The organism is Vibrio sp. D420a (assembly GCF_030248625.1).
Taxonomy (GTDB): Bacteria; Pseudomonadota; Gammaproteobacteria; order Enterobacterales; family Vibrionaceae; genus Vibrio; species Vibrio fortis_A.
Window position 1 is genome coordinate 114,099 of sequence record NZ_JAHGAN010000012.1, and the last position, 21,042, is coordinate 135,140.

A 21,042-nucleotide genomic window follows, 5' to 3' on the forward strand; every position below is an offset into this window, starting at 1 on the left:
AATAAGCATTCGAACCCTTCTCGGTGAACCTCTACTCTGTTTTTAATTCAACAGGATACCAAGGATGCTTTATGTCTATCGCTCAACCCTACCTACTCTTCTTAGGCGACGTTACTGACCCAATCTCAGCCAAAACAGCGCGCGGTATTGCACTATGGCGACCTGAATTGTGTGTTGGGGAACTAAAATTGACGACAGATACTGTCTCTTTAGGACTGGAAGACCTCACGCTAGAAAAAGCGATAGAAAAAGGCGCGAAAACACTGGTCATCGGTACTGCCAATGCCGGAGGTATCATCCCTGAAACTTGGAAACCGACGCTAATCAAAGCAGCACAACTTGGGTTTAGCATTGCATCGGGTATGCATTCCCGACTCACAGAGATCCCAGAGCTTGCAGAGCTTCAAGCCAAAGGAAAGACGCAACTTCACGATGTACGTCACTATGATGCGCCTCTTGCAGTCGGTACGGGCAAAGCTCGCCAAGGCAAACGACTTCTCACCGTCGGAACGGATTGTTCAGTCGGAAAAATGTTTACCGCTCTGGCTTTAGAAAAAGCGTTAAAGGATCTCAAAGTCGATGCGCAATTTAAAGCGACTGGCCAAACCGGGATTCTCGTTGCAGGCGATGGGATATCTATCGACGCTGTTGTTGCCGATTTCATTTCTGGCGCCGTAGAGGCGATCAGCCCAAGCTTTAACGACCACCAATGGGATATCATCGAGGGACAAGGCTCTCTATTTAACCCTTCCTTTGCAGGAGTGAGCTTAGGCTTGCTTCATGGTGCCCAAGCGGATGCGCTTGTACTGTGTCATGAAATTGGTAGACCTCACATTCGTCACCTTCCTCATTGCCAACTCCCTTCCATTCCTGCCACGATAGAAGCGAACTTAGCGGCAGCTAGATTAACAAACCCAAATGCAGCATTTGCGGGTATTAGCCTGAATACTTCTGCTTTGAATGAGGAAGAAGCCAAAGCGCTTTGTGCAGATTGGCAAGAGACTTACAACGTACCTGTTACCGACCCTGTGCGTTTCGGAATCCAGTCCATTGCCAGCTATCTCAATGCTAACTTTTAACTTGCGAGAATAAATCATGTTAATAGAAGCGACTCCGTACAGCATCGAATTGGCGACCCCTTTTGTCATATCAAGAGGTGCACGAACTCATTGCCACACGGTGAGTGTGACCGTCTCTCATGACCACCAGCAAGGGATTGGAGAGTGTACACCTTACCCGAGATACGGTGAGAGTGTTGAATCAGTAATAGCACAAATAGAAAGCTGGACTTCAGACTTAGTCAGCCTTTCACCACAAGAAGCGAAACAGCACTTACAATCAATGCCAGCAGGCGCAGCACGTAATGCCGTAGATTGCGCGCTTTGGGATTTGATTAGCAAGCTAGAAGGGACATCCTTTCCATCACCTACTTTTACTATTAGCCCAGCAATAGAGACCGCCATGACTGTTTCCATTGGAGAGGTAGAAGCCATGGCAAAACAGGCCAAGCAATACGTAGACCAAGGTGCGACACTGTTAAAAGTGAAATTGGATGGCGAATCGGTGGTTGAACGAGTTGCCGCTGTGAGAGCCGCTGCTCCGAATAGCAAAATCGTACTCGATGCAAATGAAGCTTGGGGTTCCCTCGATTTAGAACAGTTATTCGAACAACTTGCCCGTTTTGATATCACCATGATTGAGCAGCCTTTACCATCAGGAGAAGACCAGCTCCTAGCCAGTATTAAGCACCCTATTCCACTCTGTGCAGACGAAAGCTGCCACACGAGAGCACAACTCGCTGACCTGAAGGGACTTTATGAGATGGTCAATATCAAACTCGATAAGACAGGCGGGTTAACAGAAGCATTACTCTTAGAAAAGCAAGCCAGAAACGAAGGCTTCGCCATTATGGCTGGCTGCATGCTGGGCACTTCGACCGCTATGAAAGCGGCTTTGCCAATTGCAACCAACGCAGAGGTGGTTGATTTGGATGGCCCAGTGTTGCTTGGCGATGATGTTGAAGACGGACTTAAGTACCACTCAGGAAAATTGTACCTGTAACGTCTCTCACCTTAACACATGCTTATACGCTGCCCTTTAACTAGGGCAGCAATCGAATAATTAGCTGGCGTACTTTGCTTGATAAAACTGATGTTGTTCTTCTGAGTCCATCAAGTTGCAAGTCTTACACATGCGCACTTTGTTGAGCTTGTACTTCAAACAACATGTCTTTCTTCGAGCGAACAAAGCATGCCCGTGACTACTTGATACGGTTTTCACTTCTACTAAGCTATTTTTTTCACCCAGAATCTTCGTCAACCAACGTTCTACTCGCTGATTCAAATCAGCATCTGAGGTATGTAGCTGTTTGTCAGACAAGCGAGTGAAACCTTGAGCCAAGGCATTGCTTAAGTTACCCCAAAAGCGTTTTCGATTTACACGTTGCTCTGCAAATATCGGCTCTAGCTGAGCGCCAATATCGGCGACAATTTTAGCAAGCTTTTCATCTAACTCTTGGTCGCTCAAAACTTGGCTTTCTTGGTTTTCTATCGCAATCGTATTAACTCGACCGTTTGGCTCAATGTTAAGATGAATCGCTTTTGCATCAATGTTTGGAACAATGCCGTATTTCCATCGCAGTGCAACCAAAGTCGGAAAAATAAGCTCGACTAGCTGCTTGTGCCATAAAGATGCGCATACCGCAGTTCCCAACTGGGTGTGTTCAGCATGCAAAGACATCAGCTCTGAAAAGGATTCATTCAGCCAAGTATTCAGGTCGATATTTTCGTCGCTAAGCACTTTGAGTTCATGGCGTTGATCAACCTGTGTTAATTCGTTTAACGCCAGATCCAGCGAGCACAGTTTTCTTTCCCCCCATAACGACTGCAAGTGGTTAAAGTCCGTTGTGGTAGAGCCCGATGGAACCGCTTTTAAGGAAGCGGCCTGGATTGATTTGATTTTCATTCTAAAATTTAACTTTGTTGTTCACTTACAAACTGTGAATTATCTATTTCACACTGTATGAGATATCGATACTGTACTCGCGCTGCTTCCATGTAACGAAATCAGGCGCAGCAGGAAACGGTTCCGCTTTTCGGACCAGCTTAATTGCGGCTCGGTCAAACTCACGAATTCGAGACGGTTTTGCGATTTTGTAATCTTTGATCATCCCCAACCTATCGAGGGTAAATACCACCACGACGACACCCTGTTTGCGGCGCGATTTCAGTATTTTGGGCGTGACCTTTTTGGACAGCAAATGTTGTCGAATGAAATAGTCAAACTGCGCCTCATCAGCGATACCACCCGCTTGGTTCCCTGCACCGGTTTCTTTTTGCTGAACGTTTTGCTGCTTCGAGCCGTCTACACCTTGCTCTCCAACTTTCTTTTGCGCAAGCAATTCAGGAGAAGGTTGTACCTTCATCTCTTGAGGCTTTGGTTCGACTTTCCTCTCTTTGGGTTTAGGTTCAACTTTGCGCTCTTTCGTTGGTGGCTTCTCTTTCGGCAATACTTTCTTTTTCACTGGCTCTTTTTTCTGCACCTCAGTTTTCTTTAAAGGTGCTTTTTTAGGAACCGCTTGTTTTACTGGCTCTGGCTCTGGCTCTGGCTCTGGCTCTGGCTCTGGCTCTGGCTCTGGCTCTGGAGGAGGCTCTACAACGTCTTCAACCATGTCTAGTTTTGGGGTGGCAACACTCGCCGGAGTCACGACCGTCGCCCCCATCATTGCTGCCTGCAAACCAACGCTAATTCTTAACATGTCTGTGCTTTTTGCGATGACAATATCTTCCTTGGGAGAGAAATAGAGCCAAGCCGCAGCTATACAGTGAATCACCAATGACAGCAATACAAAGCCAGTAAAGGCCGAGCATCTTACTTTCATGCTTTGCCCTTACTGCTGTAAAGCTAGATGCGAGACGTTCAACTCTAGCTCCTGCAATGCTCCAAATAACGCAACGACCCTTTCCATTGGGACTTGTTTGTCACTGTGAATCACTACGCTCAGTTGGTCTGGATACATTAATTTCTGTTCAATTAGCCTTTCCTTGAGCGAATCTATTGAAAACACGCGAGCATCGTTGACTAACCAAGCATCGTCCCCATCAACCACACCAATTGAAACCACATTTTTTTGCACGTTCGCAACCGTTGGCTTTTCAACGGCCTTCGGAAGTTCGACCTCCATCGTCAACAACGGCACGTTGATCATCAACATCATGAACGCAATGATGACAAAAATGACGTCTATCATCGGCGTCATGGCATCTTGCAGCGAGCTAGATACTTCTTCATCTTCCAAATCAATCATGTTCGGTCTCTTCCAACTGAATACAGTGAGAAAAGTGATTAAGCACATCTGCAGCTTCCGCCAAATGAATGCGAATTCTCGACTTAATTAAGGCATGGCAAAGTACGCACACCACAGCGATAACCATCCCTGCAGCTGTTGTTGAAAGAGCTTGCCAAAGACCATCAGCAACAATTGATGGGTTGACAGGGCCATCACTCAGACCGATGTCGCGAAATGAACGCATCAAACCAATAATGGTTCCCAGCAACCCCAGCATTGGTGCAAGCGATGCAATCGTCGTCAAACCTGACAGTCGACGTTTTAGCCGGTTCGAATAACGAACCAACATGATTTTAATCGCCTCATCACGAACTTCTTTGGTGCTAGATTTATGGTGAACCAGCTCATCGATGACAAACTGATACCCGGTACCAGAGTGTTTCAAAATGTCCAAAGCATTGTTCATTTCATGCTTGTGTAATGCCTGAAAGATCGCTTGATTGTCGCCTTTTGAAAGTCCTTGTTTTCTCAAAACAACAAACAGGCGTTCTAACACTAATGCAAGTGCAATCGCCGAACACAACACCAAGGGCGCACCGGTCGCAATGGCCCAAGAATCAATTAACATAGTTCACCTCTTGTTTCTCAGCTGCTTGGATATGTTGCTCAAAGGCTTTAAGTCGCTTGTAAACAGAGATCAATTCAACAATGGTGGACCAACTGAACACAAGGTAATGTAACGATCCCTCTACCTTATTAAACGCACGGATAATCTGCTGCATGGTGCCGAAGGTAATAAGGCCAGCAATAATGGTCGGCGTTAACATGATGTATGGCAGTATTGAAGAGAGCTGCAGGTAGCTCACTTTAAACAAATCAAAATAGAGGTAATGACGATACATAGTGACGTAATTGGTACGCACGTGTTGAAACAGCTCTTTCATCGATTGTGGTTGAGCTCGTGTGTGGTCGTCTTCACCAAGCACTAACTCTTTACGCAACGCGGCTTCGGCCTTTTGGTTATTGAACTCCAAGCCCGGTAACTTCACACCAACAACCGCAAGCAGAACAGTGCCAAACAAAGCAGAGAGAATCGCTACGTAGATCAATACGTGTTCTACTTCGCCAAAAAATGGCACCGACTTAACTTGTTTACTCAACTCCCATAGCACAGGTTGAAACGCCAATAACGTCATCAATGAACGTAGGAACGATACTCCAAGACGCTCTACGATATTGGCGAAGCGCATAGTATCTTCTTGAACACGCTGCGAAGCGCCCTCTATATGACGAACTTTATCCCAATGCTCCATGTAGTAATTGTGCATTGCAGTGCGCCAACGAAAAACGTAGTGACGCATGAAGAACTCGAGCAAAATAGCAACCGCAATAAAGATCGCTGAGATTCGTAAGAAGGTCCACAAGTGACCATATATATCATTGGCTTGTACAGAGCCGGGATTAGTCAATGCTTGTTGAATGGCATTATAAAAATCACCAAACCATTCGTTGACTTGTACATCCAACTGCACTTTGTACCAAGTTGCGAACAGAATGATCACGCTGCCTACCCAAGACCAAACGTACCAGCGCTTATTAAAGAAAAAACTACGGAACATAAATTAGATACCTTCAGATGACACAGGGGTGCCAATCAAAATTGCTTGTTTAGATAGAGGGATAATCTGGTCAACGATCTCAGATAAGTGCTGCTCAGTGACTCGCTGCTCTAGTGTTTGCATTGACTGCAGATAGTCTGGACCTTGATACTTTTCGTAGCTCAGAGCTAAACGACGCAGCCAAGTATTTGTATCCGACAATCTCAATGATTCTGCGAATTGAATGTCGCCTTGAATACGAGGGTAATTTTCCAAAGGCAGTTGCTGAGATAGGTTTTCTAGCACCGTATTATGAGCTGCCACTAACAAGTCAACTTTCTCTGGTGCCGTAGTAAACTCTGTCGATAAGCGCACTTTATTGTCTTTATTCAAAGTCATCTCAAATCGAATCGAATACACACCACCAAGTTCATGACGAAGCTTATTTTTCAGTGCTTTTTGTACAATTGGATTCAGCGTTGATACCAAGAAACTCGATTCTGGTGTCCACATCATGTCCGCTTCACTTTTGATGGTGACTGTCGATTTATCTTCATCGTGGATTGCCTGTTCCAGAGTGTGGTATCCCGTAGGCAATACAGATTCTCGGCCTTCAAAATCCGATTTACGCGTCACTGCGGCCAAATATGGCAGTACCGACTTTTCGATCTCTTGTTCAGTGGTTTGCCCAACAATGAATAGAGACACCGGTTGTTGGTTTAGGGTCTCAACAGCAGACGTAAAGCGGCTCATGTTTAGCGCTTCAATATCATTGTTTGTTGGTGAAGCGTCTTTTGGTGTTCCCCACAGCGCCGCTCGTTCGGTTTCATGTTTAGACACAATATGAACAGAATCGCTAATAGCTTCTTTAGCTTCTTCAAACTGTTCAGCGTTCAACATCCAATCTGTTTGTGTGATCCAATAAGCACGCATTAAAGGCTCTAGGTTTGAAGCTGCCACTTTTGCAGACAAGTCTAGTTGACTGCCTGATTGTGCCCAGCTCCAAGTAGCATTGTGGTCCTTTTGCCATTGCTGCAACGATTGGTTAGAGATCATATTGAAATCAGTTTGTTGCCAAACCTGTTGAGCGGCTTGTAGCATCCAAGGCGGATACGCAGCACTGTTGTAACCCGCGTGAGATAACGCTTTGATATAGAGCTCGCCATCGGACGTTTTGCGATCTAACCAAATCACTTGATCACCGTTTACCAAAGTCCATTGAACAACGACTGGTGAGAAGTGTTTATGCTTACTTGTTACATGTGGTGTTGGAAGTACAGGCTTAGCAAGCTCAAGTGTCTGTGTTGCTTTCCCTTTTCTCGGGCTTTCAGTGAGTTGAGCTGATTTTACTTTTGATGCAGGTACCACTTTCATAGCCGCATATCGTTGCGATGAAATTTGCTTTGAAAGTTGTCCAATTTCCTCAATCGTAGGTAGTGTACGCTGCTGTCCACCAGGGATCTGGTAGAACATGAACTGGTCTGGTGCGCTAAGGATTTGATTAAGACGTTCGTTAAGCTCTTCAACCGTTAGAGCATCGATCCACTTAAGTGTACGTGCAGATTTAATTTCATAATCTTCTTCTACGCTCTCTTGCATCACTGCAGATGTAAGTTTGTCTTCCCATTTAGCAAAATCACGCTTTGGAATGATTTGTCGGTTTCTTTGGACAGAGGCTCTCGCCTTCTCTTTCAAGGCCTGCAGAGCTGACTCATTGATTCCATTCTGCTTTAGTCGCTCGATTTCAGTCAGTACAACTTGTTGCCCTAAAGCGTGATTCGTTGTTTTGGCTGCCATCGCCGCAATCAGTCGATCATTAGTCGGCTCACTAAAAGAGATATGAACAGATGAAATCGACGCATCGTACTCAGATTTTGATGCACGAACAGAGGGCTTTACTAGCTTTCTAATGAAGTAATTTTGCAGTCTCTGGTAGGCACCCGCCTCAGTAATACTTGGTTCCATTTTACTTCTAAAGCCATAAACAACCGCCGAGGTTGTGCCTTTTGGATCTTGAACCTTACCGATCACTAAGCCTTCTTTGAGAGGAAGCTTCACATAGTCTCTATTTGGTACAGGAGCAGCGTCTTCATACCCAAAAGTGTTTTCGATTGCCTCAATAAGCTTGCGGTCATCAAAATAACCACTCGCCACCAAGGTCATATTGCCCGGCACGTAATATCTATCGTAGAAAGCGCGAATATCCTCAATCTCGACATCTAGAATGGCGTTCTTAGTGCCAATAGTTGGACGATCTACATAGCGAGATCCATTTCGAACTACCTGCTTTTTGGCTGTATTGACTCGTTCAGCAACACCAGCACCTCTGCGCATCTCTTCAAGTATGACTCCACGCTCAAGCTGCCAATCTTGATCTTTCATTTTTGCACCAAAGGCTAAATCACTCAGCAATTTGACAGATTGCGAAACATCTAGAGCGTCATTGGGGCGAGTTCTCACCATGTACTGAGTCTCAGTTTGGCGGGTCATCGCGTTGATTTGAGTGCCAGTTTTCCAACCTACTTGGTCGAAGAAACGATGCATGTCGATACTGTGCGCACGGTTCGAACGAAAGACCATGTGCTCAACAATATGAGCCATGCCGCGATGCTCATCATCAACAGAACCAGCGTTGACGATCAAACGAAGATTAAAGGAGTCTTTTGAATTTTGACTGTTATGAAAAACATACTGGAAGCCATTATCCAAATAGCCGTGATTGAGGTCTGAACTCCATTGAATTTCTTTTGCAAAAGCACCTGTGCAGGCCAATACCAAACTCGATGCAATGATACAAATAGAAACGCACCCACTAAGAAACATAATAATAACAACGCTATAACATATTGAATAAAAAAGCACATCCAATGAGAAATTGATTTGATAATGATTATCAATAATTTTCTCATTAGCATTGAAAACGATTCCAAGATTACTATATTATGCGACGCACATCCAAGAATTTTATTGAAAGTAGCCATGCCATCATCTGGGTAAATAGAGCCAGACCATGGCTTTAAAAACAAGAATGTCATTTAAATGACCTAAAACTGCTACTTAATCGATCAAAAGCCCAGTCAAAGCCATTCTTTTAAAGTGGTTAATTGGGATTATTTAGTTGAATGATTATTAATATCATTTAATTTTAGGTCTGGTAACGGTATCAGACACATGCAGTGGTATGACTTGCACAAAGTCATTTTTTGAATCTTTAAATAAAAACAAAAGAATCGACGAAATGAATAAAAATGTTATTGCGCTGGCAATTTTGTCAGCTTTAGGGAGCCCAGTCAGCTACGCTAATGAGCCAGTTGATCTTGGGGATATTGAAATATCGGATGGAAACAGCAGTAACGACAGCGCTGTAAATTCTGATGCTATTTATGAAAGCTATGACCCGATTGACTCAGGTACATCGGTAATGAGTGAAACCAGTGTCCAGAACAATAAATCGGGTGGTATTGATACAACCGATCTACTGAAATCGTCACCTTACGTTCAGATGGACAATAGTTTGGATGACGCTACTCAAGAAAACATCCAGTCTATTCGCCCGCAAAACTTCTCGATTTCAGGTGGTAACTACTACGACAATAACATCCAGATCGACGGCGTATCGGCAACGTCCATTCATGATGTCGTTAAGCCAACGAACAATGATGGTTCGACGAATAATTTGGATTGGAATAATGTCGTCGGTCAGACAAGCCAAAGCCTTTATGTAACACCCGATTTGATTGGCTCTGTTGAGATCATGGACTCCAACATCTCGGCGGAGCATGGCGACTTTGTCGGCGGTGTTGTGAACTATGAGCTTCGCAAGCCTAAAAAAGAGTTTGGCTTCAGCCTAAGTACCAGCTTCCAAAACGACAGCATGGTGGAATACCATGAGCCGACAGAAATCGATCCTGATGACGATCCTATTGCTCCACCGGAATTCACTAAACAACAAACTACCGTCAGCTTTGATCTGCCACTGACAGAGAAGCTTAGTGTTCTCACGTCCTACAGCAAAAGTACCTCTGAAGTCGAATATACACAAGATGAAGCATACGGTGGTACAACCGGCAACAATGGTGACACTTCTGAAAACTTCTTATTGAAAGGGGTTTACGAGTATCGAGACGACCTCACCTTCGAAGGTCAGATCATCCATAGTCCTTACGAAAGTGAGCGCGATTTACAGAATGCACGCAATGACCTAACCATCAGCAACTCTTCAGGCACCCAAGGTTATCTGAGTGCAACAGGCTTTTCTGGATCAACAGATTGGAACACCAAACTTTCTGTCTTACATAATGATGCATCACGTACGTCAAACAACGAACGGTACCAAATGGATGGCGAGTTCTTAGACTGGTGTAACACCACATCAAACTGTAACGATGGCGGTATCGGCGACTTAGAACAGTTGCAGACCGATTACGCCTGGACAACTTCGTTCTCGACAATGCTTGACCAAGGTACGTTGAACTACGGTAGCGAGATAAAATACACAGATGCTGGCAAATCTCGACCAGAAGATGTGTACTACTATTACAGCATTAAAAAGTCGGCTGCCGATGATTTTATCTGCGATCCTAACGACAAATCTTGTACGCCAGATATGGCCAACTGGAAACATACTAAATACGACGCTTTTGACGCTGATGTCGGTGTGTACAGCCACGCACTTTGGGCAGAATACCTTACTCAATTTGGCCCCGTAGAAATGAGAGCTGGTACGCGCTACTCATACGATGACTTTATGGAAAACCATAACCTTGCACCGCGTTTAACTGCAAGCTGGGAGTTTATCGAAGAGACATACCTAACTGTGGGCGCAAACCGTTACTATGCCAACAAGATGATAGGTTATGCGATCAAAGAGCAAACACCTGCTCACACCTGTTATCAACGTGATATGAAAGACACCAGTGATGGCGGTTGGGGCGGCGTACCGGGAGACTGGTATGAGTGTTCAAGTCAACCAAGTGTTGATAACTACAGCGATTCAGACCTAGACACGCCATACAGTGACGAATTGACGTTAGCAATCACCATCCCTACTTTCTTAGATGGTAATGCGCGCTTCAAAACCGTTTATCGTCAGAACCGCTCACAGTTTGCAAAAAGTGATGAGCTAACGGATGCCAATGGTGATGATTACTACGAAATGACCAACGACGGCGAGACTGATTACTACGGTTACTCAATCGAATGGTCAGGTAATTATAAAAAACACTTCTTCAATGCCAACGTAACTTGGTCTGAAACCAAGAACAATGGATTAGTCGATTACACCACCGATCCAGAAGATGAAACTGAGCTTGTTTACTACAAGGGTCAGATCATGACGATGGCTGATATGTATGAAGATGACGCTCGTCAGAACTACGCCGCACCATTCAGAGCATCAGCTTCATGGTCAGCACTGTGGTTTGATGACGTGCTGATGACTAACGCTACCGTTTACTACCGCGGTAAGTATGAATATCTCACAGACACACGAGATAACTACACCGACACTGACGGCAGCAGATACGACATTTATGATGTCGAGGAGCAAAAAGCAAAAACCACTGTCGACCTCAATGCCACTTATCGCTTCCTGAAGTATAAGCAGCATAATGCTTCAATTGATCTACGAATCAAGAACCTATTCGATGAAGTTAATGGCAGTGAGTCCAATTACCAGATCGGACGTTCTTTCTGGGTCGGCTTAAATTACTCAATGTAATATCAGCCGTAGAACGAATTAACCCTTCAAATAGGTTAATTCGTTCATTATTTGCGCGAGATCGGTCACATCTCGCGCAATCGACCATCCATAAAAAACAATTCCATCATTTTTTACTACCCACCTTTAAAATTGAGGTATATACTCTTTCTTATCCCTAGATGGAGGCAGAAATGGATACCCAAAACACCACGACTACGTTTCAACAGCTAAAAACCGGTGCAGACGCATACATTCAGCGTCGTAATCAACGCTTGCTAGCCAACCACCGTAAAGAACTGCGTAACTTTACACGAGCAGAAGCATCAACCTACTTAGGTATTGATGCGAAAACACTGGATCGTTACGTGACTTCTGCTGACATCGATCCACGTCGTCATGAAGACTCACAGTGGTCTATCGACATCTCAGAAATGTACAAAGTGCGCGACCTACTGCCGGAAAATCTACGCAAAGATGCGAAGTTTATCCGCAGCGATAAGCAAAAAGCGCAAGTTATGGTCATCCAAAACCAAAAAGGTGGTGTAGGTAAAACCGTATCAGCAGCGACCATTGCTTCTGGTTTAGCGACTGAATTCCACCAAGAGTATCGCGTTGGCCTTATCGATATGGACGGCCAAGCAACACTTTCTATGTACTACGCTCCAGAAGCGGAACAAGAAGGTTACCTTTCTGTTGGCGATCTTATGATGCGCACCTTTGATTTAGATGAAGGTGAAACATTTGAGCAAGCCGTTTCGGAAGCATTCTTAGAAACCACCATCCCTAACTTGCGTATTCTGCCTGCAGCGCAAAGCGATCGTGCTATGGAAGGTTGGTTCCACGAACGAGTATTTAGCCAAACTCTGGCATCACCATACTCGCTGCTGCATGACATTATTGAAAGTGTTCAAGATGAGTTCGATATCATCATCATCGATACTCCACCATCACTTGGCTATGCGACGTTTAACGCATATTACGCGGCGACCAGTGTGGTATTCCCACTATCGATTACTGAAAACGATATCGATGCAACTTGTTCGTACTTTAGCTACATCCCACAAGTGTGGGCACTGCTAGAGAATGCAAACCACCAAGGTTATGACTTCATGAAGATTTTGCTTACAAATCATCGTGATAGCTCAACGACTACAGACTTGATGAACAACCTATACGACCAATTCTCGCCGTATCTGTACTCGAAAGAGTTCAAACACAGCGAAGCGGTTCGTCAGGCATCTTCTCTTCTTTCGACAGTTTTTGATATGTCGAAAAGTGAGTACCCAAAAAGTAAAGCGACCTTCCAAAGCGCGCAACAAAACAGCTACGAAGTCACCAGCCAGATCCTCCGCGATATTCTGAACGTGTGGCGTGAACAGGAGAATAGTTAATGGCTAAGAAACGTGGCGGTAGCCCTCTAGGAAATACACCTGGCTCCATTGCAGCGCAGCAGTCAGCAGCGAAAGCAACAGTGGAAACGCTGACTAGCCAATTGACTAAAGAGCTAGAGAAGTCGGGCCAAAAAGCGGCTGACTTTCTTCAAGAAAAGTTCGGTATTGGCTCTGTTGGCCAACAAATGGTTTGGAAATTGGCTTCTGGCAATACTGCAACATTCAATGAAGTGACACTGTCATTTAATCAAGTAAAAGCAGATACTTACGTCACTTTTGATGTAAATGGTCGTGACCAAAGCCTGCTCACTAAAGAATCACTCGAAGACCTTAACTCTCTTGAGTTCCAACAGTTCTACCCAGCGGTTGGCCGTGAAGTCGATGGCCAGATTGATGTACTCGATGGTTCTCGTCGTCGTGCTTGGTTCTTACTTCAAGAAGGACGCGTAAAAGAGTTCAGAATTCTTGTTACCCAAGACGAGATTTCAACTTCTGATGCTAAAGCGCTAGCGAAACAGTTACAAACGGCAAAAGAGCACAACCAACGCGAAATTGGTCTTCAATGCCAAACGATCATGAACAGCGGTAATTACACTCAAGAAGACGTTGCTGCGATGATTGGTATCAGCCGCCCAGCGGTGAGTAAGGCACTAAAAGCAGCCAGCATTGATCAACGCATTATCGCCCTATTCCCAGTAGTAAATGCATTATCACACACAGATTATGCTCTACTTGGAAAAGTGATGAAGACATACCAAGAAGACAGTAAAGGCTTAACCGCGTTTATCCAAAAATTGGGTAAAAAAGCTGTCAATGTTCAGGTTGAACATTGTAGTGACGAGAACAAAGAAGCCCTACTCTCTTTGATCAAATCAGAGCTAAAAATTGCGGAATCTAAAAAGGTAACCGACAAAGCTGAAGTCACTCAACTCGCTGAATTTGCTAGTAAAGGTATGTTTGCACGTAAGAAAGTTAAAGGTCGTAACTTCTCTTACGAGTTTGGCCGTTTATCGAAAGAACTGCAGTCAGAACTTGATGAAGCGATTCAAGCTGTACTGGATAAAGCAACCCAAGACTAGCTAACCCAATAGCTAAAATAAGCACCTTTATCTAGTTCAAAAAAGGCTGAAACTTATACTTCCAATATAAGTTTCAGCCTTTTTCATTTTAGCCTTTCGCCTAGCGGTGCTTATATTGCGTTGGGCAATAACCTCGCGTTACTTCAGAGCTGCGAAACTTGGTATGCTTAGTTTTACGCCCTGAAACCCTCGCTCGCCAAAGCTTAAAACTTCCAGGTTTCAGTTGTTTTCTCATAAATCGGATTACTTCTGGTTCGCTCAGCCCAAACTGTAGCTCTATGGCTTCGAATGGAGTCCGATCTTCCCAAGCCATTTCTATAATCCGTGACTCGCTCTCTTCACTCAACATCATTCGTCAATTCCACACTAAAAAAGAAGAATTTTACGTTCAGAGCTGGTGTTGGGTTCATCTACGAATCAAAGTTTTTGTTTAGAGCGTGGCATGTTCAGGGTAGCCAATAACTCGTCTACAACGAAAATGATATATTCCTAGCGATACCTACTCCAAATGCGATTACCTCTTCTAGTCATACTATACAGATTAATTTTACATTTGAGACTCAGCCACACCATATAGAACGTAAGCCACTGTTTATTCGATATAATTTACATTAAGATAGTAAATATAAAAAACTAGGTAGAAAGATTCTGTCTAATAAAACTGTTATGTGCTTTGAGGGACGATATGAGATTTCCAGATTTACGTTTGCATGATTCAGTCGTTCAATCTGTCGAGTATTTATGGGAGAAAAAGTCAGTTCGAATAACTGGATTACTATGCTCGAAAGAGAGCGTGCAGTTCGAAATTAATTTCTCAGCGGTATCAGCCGTGAATATAACCCAAGCGGAGCCGTGGGGACCATCGGTTTCAGTCAACGAAGTAAGAGTGTCAGAGAAAGGAACGTACATTATAGAGATGCAATCAGGAGACGATATCCAAGTATTTGCTAGTTCCTTCACCTACAATGAAGTACATACATAACAAGGCGTTAAATGGCTAAGAGGATACAAATTGGATTCGAAGAAATCGACACACCTATTGAATGATATTGGACATATTGTTACATCTGAGATTACGCCTAACTGGACGGAACTCTTTATTGAAGCTGAAATTGATGCTGAGTTAGCTGACCTCTGTGCTTGGTATTTGGACGAAAATGGAGAAGAGCATTACCCCAATATAACTAGAGAGCTTGTTAACTGCTTCGTGGAACTTCGAAGACATAGCAAGGATAACGAGAAAGGCGCTTGGACGAAGTGTTTTTACAATCTAAAGTCAAACGGGAAGTATGTCATAGATTTCTCATATGGAAAGCCTCGCTGGTCTTGATATACGTATAACGGGCTCAGTGAGCATGAAAAACTAGTGGTTATCACATTTGTTGAACCGGGGGGGACAGCCCTTACATTTTCGCAAATGAAACGGCTTGGTTTATCTAGTTCTGCCATCGAGTCTTTGGTTCAAAAAGAACTACTTTGGACCTTAGTTAGGTCTGATGGTATGACTGAAAGTTTCGTATTAGATATGGCGTTGTATATCAAAGCATTAAGTGCAATAAATGAGTCCACTCACTAACAGGGCGTGTGGTCAAGTAAAGGACGAGTATTTCCTAAGATGAGAACGAACTTAGAATTAGAAGCGAAAAAGCTTACAAGCCTACTCGGTAACAAAAAAGTATCTGAGATTTATCGCCATCGAGAAAGTGAACTGTGCATAGAATTCTCTGATGGTTCCAGACTTTTCGTTAATTGCAATGAAAATAGAAGCCTCGAACTGTCAATAACTGGTTGCGCGAGCATTAAGAACTGTTGAAGAATATAACAATTTTTTCAAGAGCGATTCGCATTACGGTGTCATATAGCATATGGAGAAATGGCGTTGGCAGCATTTGTTTTAGTACTCATATTTTATGTAATTTGGCGCACTCAGAAGCCGCTCGCAGACATATATTTGTGTGATGCGACTGACATTGTTAGTAAAGAATATAGAGGGACAATGCTTCAACTGGTCAGCATTAAGTCCAATAAAGAAATATACGAAATTTGCTTCCAATTAAAGGCAACCAGTTGTTTATGGAATCGAAAAAAACATATCTATACAAGAAAGCAGTTTGAAGAACTTTTGGGTTGTTTAGATAAAGGTTTGAGTGGTCGCTTTGATTCTCCAAACGGAAAGGTTATTGAGGTGGTGCATTCTCACCCTCTAGGTGAAATCTTACTTCATTTATCAACACCATTGTCATGGCAGCAATATACGTTAGAAAAGAAAGTAATCAATTCTATCCGTTCTGATCTAAGTAATAATCTTATTTAACAAATATTTAAAACAGATCCCCAAGATATGGCATTAAGTGATAGTGTTGCTCACTACATCAACGCAGTGCCATACACAAAGGAAAAGCCTGTGACTAAAAGGATTCAAAATAGAGAAGTTAAAGTGTGTCCAGTAGTACTGCGCAAATCAGGTTCGAATTTGGAGTTGCTAGTATTCGAACATCCTTTGGCCGGTGTGCAATTAATAAAAGGTACGTTAGAGCTGACAGACAGTTCAATAGAGAGCGCAGCACTTAGAGAGCTTACAGAGGAGTCAGGTATATCCAAAGTTTCCAGAACTAAATACCTCAGAAGTTGGGAAAGTGGTTTCCAAAATCAACTTTGGCATTTTGTCCTGTGTGAAGTATCGGAAAGTTTACCAAACAACTGGACCTTCTACACACAAGATGATGGCGGCCACGAGTTCAATTTTTTCTGGCACAAACTCGGAGGTTGTCTGGAATTTGAATGTCACAAAGTGTTTTGTAAAGCCATTAAACAAGTCGAAACTATGTTTATACAACAGGCATATCAAAGTGATACATAACATTTGGCACTCTCATTTAAACACGGTTCCCAAAGTCCACCACTAACCTTTTACCACAACCAGAGGTCCCTTCATTGACGTTAGTATGTAAAACAGAAAGATTGGCTATTCGCCAGCTTACGCTCAAAGATACAGATTTTGTCATCCGTTTATACAATGATGAGTCTTTTATCCGCAATATTGCCGATAAAAACATCCGTACCTTAGAAGATGCTAAGAACTATCTTACCAATGGTCCATTGGCTAGTTACGAAACATACGGTTTCGGCCTGAACCTAGTCTCGCTACGCAAAACGGGTGCACCTATAGGAATTTGTGGCGTATTAAAACGCCCCGAGTTAGACAATCCAGATCTTGGTTATGCATTTCTACCGGAATATTGTAATCAAGGGTATGCGACGGAGGCTTCTATCGGGGTACTTCAACATACTGTTAAAGCTCTATCTTTAGATACTGTGCTAGCTGTTACCTTCCCCAGTAACAAAGGTTCAAACCGAGTACTAACAAAAGTAGGCTTTGAGCTGAAGGGCACCATCGAATTGTATGGTTTAGAGAACAACTTATATGAATACCGAGCGTGAGATGGCCTTGTGACTTAACTCGACGCAAACTTCAAATTAACTCAATCGCACTCAGTTAATGCCAATATCGAGAGCTCCCCTACCCCTTAGGTTACATTTTCGCTTCAAGACCGCCAGCATCACTAAGACAATCTCATCATCCACACTTAACCTCTAACGACTACTTTACTCGTTAGTTTTAAAGAAAATTGAGACATTTTGTTTGTTGCTACGTAGTGGTTCAAAAAACGAGAAACCACATGAAAACAGTCAACATCGTATGGTTCAAACGCGACCTTCGACTCACCGACCATCCCCCTTTATTCAATGCACTATCGTCCGATCGCCCGACAATTTTGCTCTACATATTCGAGCCTTCATTGCTCAACAACCCTCACTACTCAGAGAGGCATTGGCGATTTGTGTGGCAGTCTCTTGAGTGCATGAACGAAACGTTAGCTCATCACGGACATCAAGTCTCTGTAATGCAGGGAGACGCGTTAGAGTGCTTCCAAGAGATACAATCTAAGTACCTAATAGATACCGTCTATTCCCATCAAGAGATCGGCTTGAATTGTACTTTCGAGCGCGACCGCTTGCTCAAGGGATGGTTCGATGCCGAAGGTATCGCTTGGCAAGAGTCTCAGCAGGGGGCTGTCTTGCGCGGATTAGCAAACCGAGAGGACTGGGATAAAAACTGGTCTTTAGTCATGCGCTCTGAAATATTAAAGCCTGAACTGTGTAGTGAACACTTACATACTTTAGACTCTAAACAAGTTGACCATGCATTCACCCCTCCCAAATCATGGACGAATTTAAGTAGTGGCATGCAAACAGGCGGAAGTAAGCTTGCATGGCTAACACTTCACGACTTCTTTAACCGCAGAGGTAAAGACTACTATCGCAGCCTTTCTAGCCCAATCACATCTAGAAATGCTTGCACTCGCTTGTCTCCCTATCTTGCGTGGGGCAACATCTCGCTTCGTGAGGTCTACCAAGAGCTATTGCAACATTGGAACGTGCCCGGCTTTCGTCGTAGCTTAATCGCCCTATCATCTCGGCTCCACTGGCATTGTCATTTCATCCAAAAATTCGAATCAGAGTGTGAGATGGAGTTTCGTTGCACCAATACGGCCTATGAAGCGTTACTCTCACAATCTTGTAATACAGATCCAAATCACCTCTTGGCTTGGAAGTCAGGTAATACTGGATTTCCTTTGGTCGACGCCTGCATGCGCTGCTTACATCACACCGGATACATCAATTTCCGAATGAGAGCGATGTTGGTCAGCTTCCTTACCCATCACATGAGCATGGATTGGCGGGAAGGCGTGACTCACCTAGCCCAGTTATTTCTCGACTTTGAGCCTGGTATTCATTATTCCCAGTTCCAGATGCAAGCTGGCGTGACCGGCATTAATACCATCCGCATATACAACCCTATCAAGCAGGCACAAGAACATGATTCAGATGGGGAGTTTGTCAAAAAATGGGTGCCTGAGTTAGAACAAGTTCCTACGCCATTGATATTTGAACCGTGGAAGATGACACAAATGGAAGCTGCGATGTATCAGTTGGAACAAGATTCACCATACCTAGACCCAATTTTCGATCTGAACGAGAGAGCACGCGAAGCGAGAGAACGACTGTGGTCTTGGAAAAAACGCATTGATGTTAAAAATGAAGGAGCGCGAATTTTAGCTAGGCATGTACGTCAAACCAATAAACGCGCAACCAGTTGATCGCAAAACAAACCTTTGACGTAAATATCTTCCTAAACAAAGCCTTCGCCAATCACATTGAGACTATGGGTAGACACATGAGAGAGTTAACTTTTTCGCACGATGATATTCAAACCATGGAAAAGCGTTTCCGTACTCGATTGGTCAACTCGATATCGGGATTCAAAAGCGCTAATCTGATAGGGACAAGAGATGAACAAGGACAAGAGAACCTTGCAATCGTTAGTTCTGTCGTCCATTTGGGCTCACACCCTCCCCTGTTGGGCTTTATTGTTCGCCCGTGTAAAACGCCAAGACACACGCTTCAAAACATCATTGAAACCAAGTCGTTCACAATAAACAGCGTCAACGACAAGATTTTCCAACAGGCACACCAAACATCGGCTCGATACTCAAAATCAACTTCCGAGTTTAGTAAGGTGGGACTCACTCCTTATTACGACGGCAACTGCCCTGCCCCGTTCGTTTTAGAAAGCCGTTTAAAAATCGCGTTAACTCTGAAGGAACGTATTGACATTAAGAGCAATGACACGGTAATGCTTGTTGGAGAGGTCAACACCATTCACGTTCCAAGAATGGCGATCATGCATGATGGTTTTCTAGACCTCGACGCGTTAGGCACAGTCACGATTTCGGGGCTAGATAGTTACCACAGTACTCAACGCATTAACCGTTTAAGCTATGCTAAGCCAGACAAAAGTGTATTTCCACTAACCACCGACGGTGAGCCATCGTCATGGGCAGCTGTTAACCCTGTGCCGGAATAGCCGTGATTGAGCCTAGCTCGTTTTAGGCTTTTTAATCACGTCCCAAGAGCATTCTGGTAAAGACCTCTCTCGATGCAGGAGTGTTTTCTCTATCGACTATGTATTTGACATGGTCATTGTTCTTGGCGGATGGAGATAGCTCAATACTCCAAAGCGCGTTGATTTGATTCGGTACCATCGAATATCGCACATCGATGATTCGATGTTGGTTGTAAGGATCTAATGCAAGGTATCCATTAGAAAAGCGAGAAAACCGGCCAATATCTATCATCTGCTGACTACCTTGCGACACCCACGGCAAGTCAGTAGCAACATTTAGCTTAGCAATAGAATCTCCCGGATATGCTTTAACATCAGGCCCGACCCTAACCGCATCCACAAAATAGGTGTCATTCACTTCATAAACGACTTTCCAAACAAGGAGGTTGGCTAACGTTGGCTTTACTTCCACGGCTACAGGAGTATGTTGACGCTCGTTAGCTAGCTCCAACCCAGCAGCTTCCGCTCTATCTTTCTGTATTCCCCCAATAATCAAATAGACAAATGTCCAGCTCATCGCCACCAGAGCGAACTTAGACTTGTACTTCCAGAAAGCGAGAATAACCAGAACCAATAATGGCAATGTAAACACAGGGTCGATAACGGAGATGATACTAAAGGCAACGCGTTCATCGGAGATAGGCCAAAGCAGCTGCGTTCCGTAACTGGTGCAAGCGTCTAGCATGCCGTGGGTACCGTAACCCAGCGCACAATAGAACCATGTCCGCTGGAAAGAGAGATCGCACCGCTTTGCAAAAATGAAATAGAAGACTAACGCGCAAAGCAAACTACCAAAGGGGATAAACAACAAGGAGTGGGTAAACTGTCGGTGATACTCAAGAAACAATAACGGATCTTGGCTAGAACGGATGAGTACATCCAAATCGGGTGCCATCCCAGAAAGCCCGCCCAAAACCGCGGCAGCCCTCAGGTGCTTCCCCTTACTTACTGCCAGTGTCAACGCTGCGCCCAGCATCCCTTGCGTCAATGGGTCCATTTATAACTCTTTGATAGCAT

At 44.0% G+C, this 21,042-nt stretch carries 19 protein-coding genes; 11 read left to right on the forward strand and 8 right to left on the reverse strand.

Features of this window, described 5'->3' with window-relative positions; all coding sequences use genetic code 11:
* The first annotated feature begins 71 nt into the window (after nucleotides 1-71).
* Both dgcN and dgcA read left to right on the forward strand, forming a co-directional pair.
* Nucleotides 72-1,079: an N-acetyltransferase DgcN gene (gene dgcN, locus KI743_RS10550; protein WP_285466322.1), complete on the forward strand. Its 1,008-nt coding sequence runs from the start codon at nucleotides 72-74 to the stop codon at nucleotides 1,077-1,079.
* A gap of 16 nt (nucleotides 1,080-1,095) precedes the next feature.
* Complete coding sequence (gene dgcA / locus KI743_RS10555) at nucleotides 1,096-2,061, forward strand: N-acetyl-D-Glu racemase DgcA (protein ID WP_285466323.1); 966 nt, start codon at nucleotides 1,096-1,098, stop codon at nucleotides 2,059-2,061.
* Between the two features lie 60 nt (nucleotides 2,062-2,121).
* Here the strand turns inward: dgcA and fhuF are convergent, their stop codons facing one another.
* Genes fhuF through KI743_RS10585 form a run of 6 tightly spaced genes read right to left on the reverse strand, consistent with a single transcriptional unit; the run spans nucleotide 2,122 to nucleotide 8,709 of the window.
* Nucleotides 2,122-2,964 (reverse strand): siderophore-iron reductase FhuF, encoded by an 843-nt coding sequence (fhuF, locus tag KI743_RS10560; RefSeq protein WP_285466324.1) that lies wholly within the window; start codon nucleotides 2,962-2,964, stop codon nucleotides 2,122-2,124.
* 43 nt (nucleotides 2,965-3,007) lie between these two features.
* Nucleotides 3,008-3,880 carry an energy transducer TonB gene (locus KI743_RS10565; protein ID WP_285466325.1) on the reverse strand — a complete coding sequence of 291 codons (873 nt, stop codon included), beginning with the start codon at nucleotides 3,878-3,880 and terminating at the stop codon, nucleotides 3,008-3,010.
* A 9-nt stretch (nucleotides 3,881-3,889) separates the two neighbouring features.
* Complete coding sequence (locus tag KI743_RS10570) at nucleotides 3,890-4,306, reverse strand: biopolymer transporter ExbD (protein WP_285403505.1); 417 nt, start codon at nucleotides 4,304-4,306, stop codon at nucleotides 3,890-3,892.
* Nucleotides 4,299-4,916 carry a MotA/TolQ/ExbB proton channel family protein gene (locus tag KI743_RS10575; protein ID WP_285466326.1) on the reverse strand — a complete coding sequence of 206 codons (618 nt, stop codon included), beginning with the start codon at nucleotides 4,914-4,916 and terminating at the stop codon, nucleotides 4,299-4,301. The genes KI743_RS10570 and KI743_RS10575 overlap by 8 nt, the downstream gene beginning before the upstream one ends.
* Entirely contained in the window at nucleotides 4,906-5,907 is a 1,002-nt protein-coding gene (locus KI743_RS10580; protein WP_285466327.1) for a putative transporter, read from the reverse strand. Before KI743_RS10580 ends, KI743_RS10575 begins: the two co-directional genes overlap by 11 nt.
* 3 nt (nucleotides 5,908-5,910) lie before the next feature.
* Complete coding sequence (locus KI743_RS10585) at nucleotides 5,911-8,709, reverse strand: M16 family metallopeptidase (RefSeq protein WP_285466328.1); 2,799 nt, start codon at nucleotides 8,707-8,709, stop codon at nucleotides 5,911-5,913.
* Nucleotides 8,710-9,124: 415 nt separating this feature from the next.
* Here KI743_RS10585 and KI743_RS10590 point away from each other — a divergent pair, with 415 nt between their 5' ends.
* The 3 genes from KI743_RS10590 to KI743_RS10600 all read left to right on the forward strand — a co-directional run bounded on the left by KI743_RS10590 (nucleotide 9,125) and on the right by KI743_RS10600 (nucleotide 14,057).
* Entirely contained in the window at nucleotides 9,125-11,605 is a 2,481-nt protein-coding gene (locus KI743_RS10590; protein ID WP_285466329.1) for a TonB-dependent receptor domain-containing protein, read from the forward strand.
* A gap of 173 nt (nucleotides 11,606-11,778) precedes the next feature.
* A complete protein-coding gene (locus KI743_RS10595; RefSeq protein ID WP_032550784.1) occupies nucleotides 11,779-12,978 on the forward strand; it encodes a ParA family protein in 1,200 nt (399 codons plus the stop codon).
* Nucleotides 12,978-14,057 (forward strand): ParB family protein, encoded by a 1,080-nt coding sequence (locus KI743_RS10600; protein ID WP_285466330.1) that lies wholly within the window; start codon nucleotides 12,978-12,980, stop codon nucleotides 14,055-14,057. Before KI743_RS10595 ends, KI743_RS10600 begins: the two co-directional genes overlap by 1 nt.
* Nucleotides 14,058-14,157: 100 nt before the next feature.
* On the opposite strand, the gene KI743_RS10605 is transcribed toward KI743_RS10600, so the two are convergent.
* Entirely contained in the window at nucleotides 14,158-14,409 is a 252-nt protein-coding gene (locus tag KI743_RS10605; RefSeq protein WP_285466331.1) for a TIGR03643 family protein, read from the reverse strand.
* Between the two features lie 795 nt (nucleotides 14,410-15,204).
* On the opposite strand from KI743_RS10605, the gene KI743_RS24640 reads away from it, so the two are divergent.
* From KI743_RS24640 to KI743_RS10630, 6 genes are all read left to right on the forward strand, one after another.
* Nucleotides 15,205-15,387 carry an immunity protein YezG family protein gene (locus KI743_RS24640; RefSeq protein WP_373417828.1) on the forward strand — a complete coding sequence of 61 codons (183 nt, stop codon included), beginning with the start codon at nucleotides 15,205-15,207 and terminating at the stop codon, nucleotides 15,385-15,387.
* 549 nt (nucleotides 15,388-15,936) lie between these two features.
* Nucleotides 15,937-16,371, forward strand: a complete 435-nt coding sequence (locus KI743_RS10610) for a hypothetical protein (protein WP_285466332.1) — start codon at nucleotides 15,937-15,939, stop codon at nucleotides 16,369-16,371.
* Nucleotides 16,372-16,398: 27 nt separating this feature from the next.
* Complete coding sequence (locus KI743_RS10615) at nucleotides 16,399-16,917, forward strand: NUDIX domain-containing protein (RefSeq protein ID WP_306416830.1); 519 nt, start codon at nucleotides 16,399-16,401, stop codon at nucleotides 16,915-16,917.
* Nucleotides 16,918-16,991: 74 nt separating this feature from the next.
* A complete protein-coding gene (locus KI743_RS10620; protein ID WP_285466333.1) occupies nucleotides 16,992-17,498 on the forward strand; it encodes a GNAT family N-acetyltransferase in 507 nt (168 codons plus the stop codon).
* A gap of 239 nt (nucleotides 17,499-17,737) precedes the next feature.
* The gene (locus KI743_RS10625) at nucleotides 17,738-19,219 is read left to right on the forward strand and encodes a cryptochrome/deoxyribodipyrimidine photo-lyase family protein (protein ID WP_285466334.1); all 1,482 of its coding nucleotides are present in this window, start codon (nucleotides 17,738-17,740) and stop codon (nucleotides 19,217-19,219) included.
* A gap of 77 nt (nucleotides 19,220-19,296) precedes the next feature.
* Nucleotides 19,297-19,986: a flavin reductase family protein gene (locus tag KI743_RS10630; protein WP_285466335.1), complete on the forward strand. Its 690-nt coding sequence runs from the start codon at nucleotides 19,297-19,299 to the stop codon at nucleotides 19,984-19,986.
* 31 nt (nucleotides 19,987-20,017) lie between these two features.
* Here KI743_RS10630 and KI743_RS10635 read toward each other — a convergent pair whose 3' ends face one another.
* Nucleotides 20,018-21,022 (reverse strand): metal-dependent hydrolase, encoded by a 1,005-nt coding sequence (locus KI743_RS10635; RefSeq protein WP_285466336.1) that lies wholly within the window; start codon nucleotides 21,020-21,022, stop codon nucleotides 20,018-20,020.
* Nucleotides 21,023-21,042 lie beyond the last annotated feature (20 nt).

Excerpts from the sequence above, each read along its gene's own strand:
- dgcN (WP_285466322.1), top strand. The coding sequence starts at position 72 with ATGTCTATCGCTCAACCCTACCTACTCTTCTTAGGCGACGTTACTGAC.
- dgcA (WP_285466323.1), top strand. The coding sequence starts at position 1,096 with ATGTTAATAGAAGCGACTCCGTACAGCATCGAATTGGCGACCCCTTTT.
- fhuF (WP_285466324.1), bottom strand. The coding sequence starts at position 2,964 with ATGAAAATCAAATCAATCCAGGCCGCTTCCTTAAAAGCGGTTCCATCG.
- KI743_RS10565 (WP_285466325.1), bottom strand. The coding sequence starts at position 3,880 with ATGAAAGTAAGATGCTCGGCCTTTACTGGCTTTGTATTGCTGTCATTG.
- KI743_RS10570 (WP_285403505.1), bottom strand. The coding sequence starts at position 4,306 with ATGATTGATTTGGAAGATGAAGAAGTATCTAGCTCGCTGCAAGATGCC.
- KI743_RS10575 (WP_285466326.1), bottom strand. The coding sequence starts at position 4,916 with ATGTTAATTGATTCTTGGGCCATTGCGACCGGTGCGCCCTTGGTGTTG.
- KI743_RS10580 (WP_285466327.1), bottom strand. The coding sequence starts at position 5,907 with ATGTTCCGTAGTTTTTTCTTTAATAAGCGCTGGTACGTTTGGTCTTGG.
- KI743_RS10585 (WP_285466328.1), bottom strand. The coding sequence starts at position 8,709 with ATGTTTCTTAGTGGGTGCGTTTCTATTTGTATCATTGCATCGAGTTTG.
- KI743_RS10590 (WP_285466329.1), top strand. The coding sequence starts at position 9,125 with ATGAATAAAAATGTTATTGCGCTGGCAATTTTGTCAGCTTTAGGGAGC.
- KI743_RS10595 (WP_032550784.1), top strand. The coding sequence starts at position 11,779 with ATGGATACCCAAAACACCACGACTACGTTTCAACAGCTAAAAACCGGT.
- KI743_RS10600 (WP_285466330.1), top strand. The coding sequence starts at position 12,978 with ATGGCTAAGAAACGTGGCGGTAGCCCTCTAGGAAATACACCTGGCTCC.
- KI743_RS10605 (WP_285466331.1), bottom strand. The coding sequence starts at position 14,409 with ATGATGTTGAGTGAAGAGAGCGAGTCACGGATTATAGAAATGGCTTGG.
- KI743_RS10615 (WP_306416830.1), top strand. The coding sequence starts at position 16,399 with ATGGCATTAAGTGATAGTGTTGCTCACTACATCAACGCAGTGCCATAC.
- KI743_RS10625 (WP_285466334.1), top strand. The coding sequence starts at position 17,738 with ATGAAAACAGTCAACATCGTATGGTTCAAACGCGACCTTCGACTCACC.
- KI743_RS10630 (WP_285466335.1), top strand. The coding sequence starts at position 19,297 with ATGAGAGAGTTAACTTTTTCGCACGATGATATTCAAACCATGGAAAAG.
- KI743_RS10635 (WP_285466336.1), bottom strand. The coding sequence starts at position 21,022 with ATGGACCCATTGACGCAAGGGATGCTGGGCGCAGCGTTGACACTGGCA.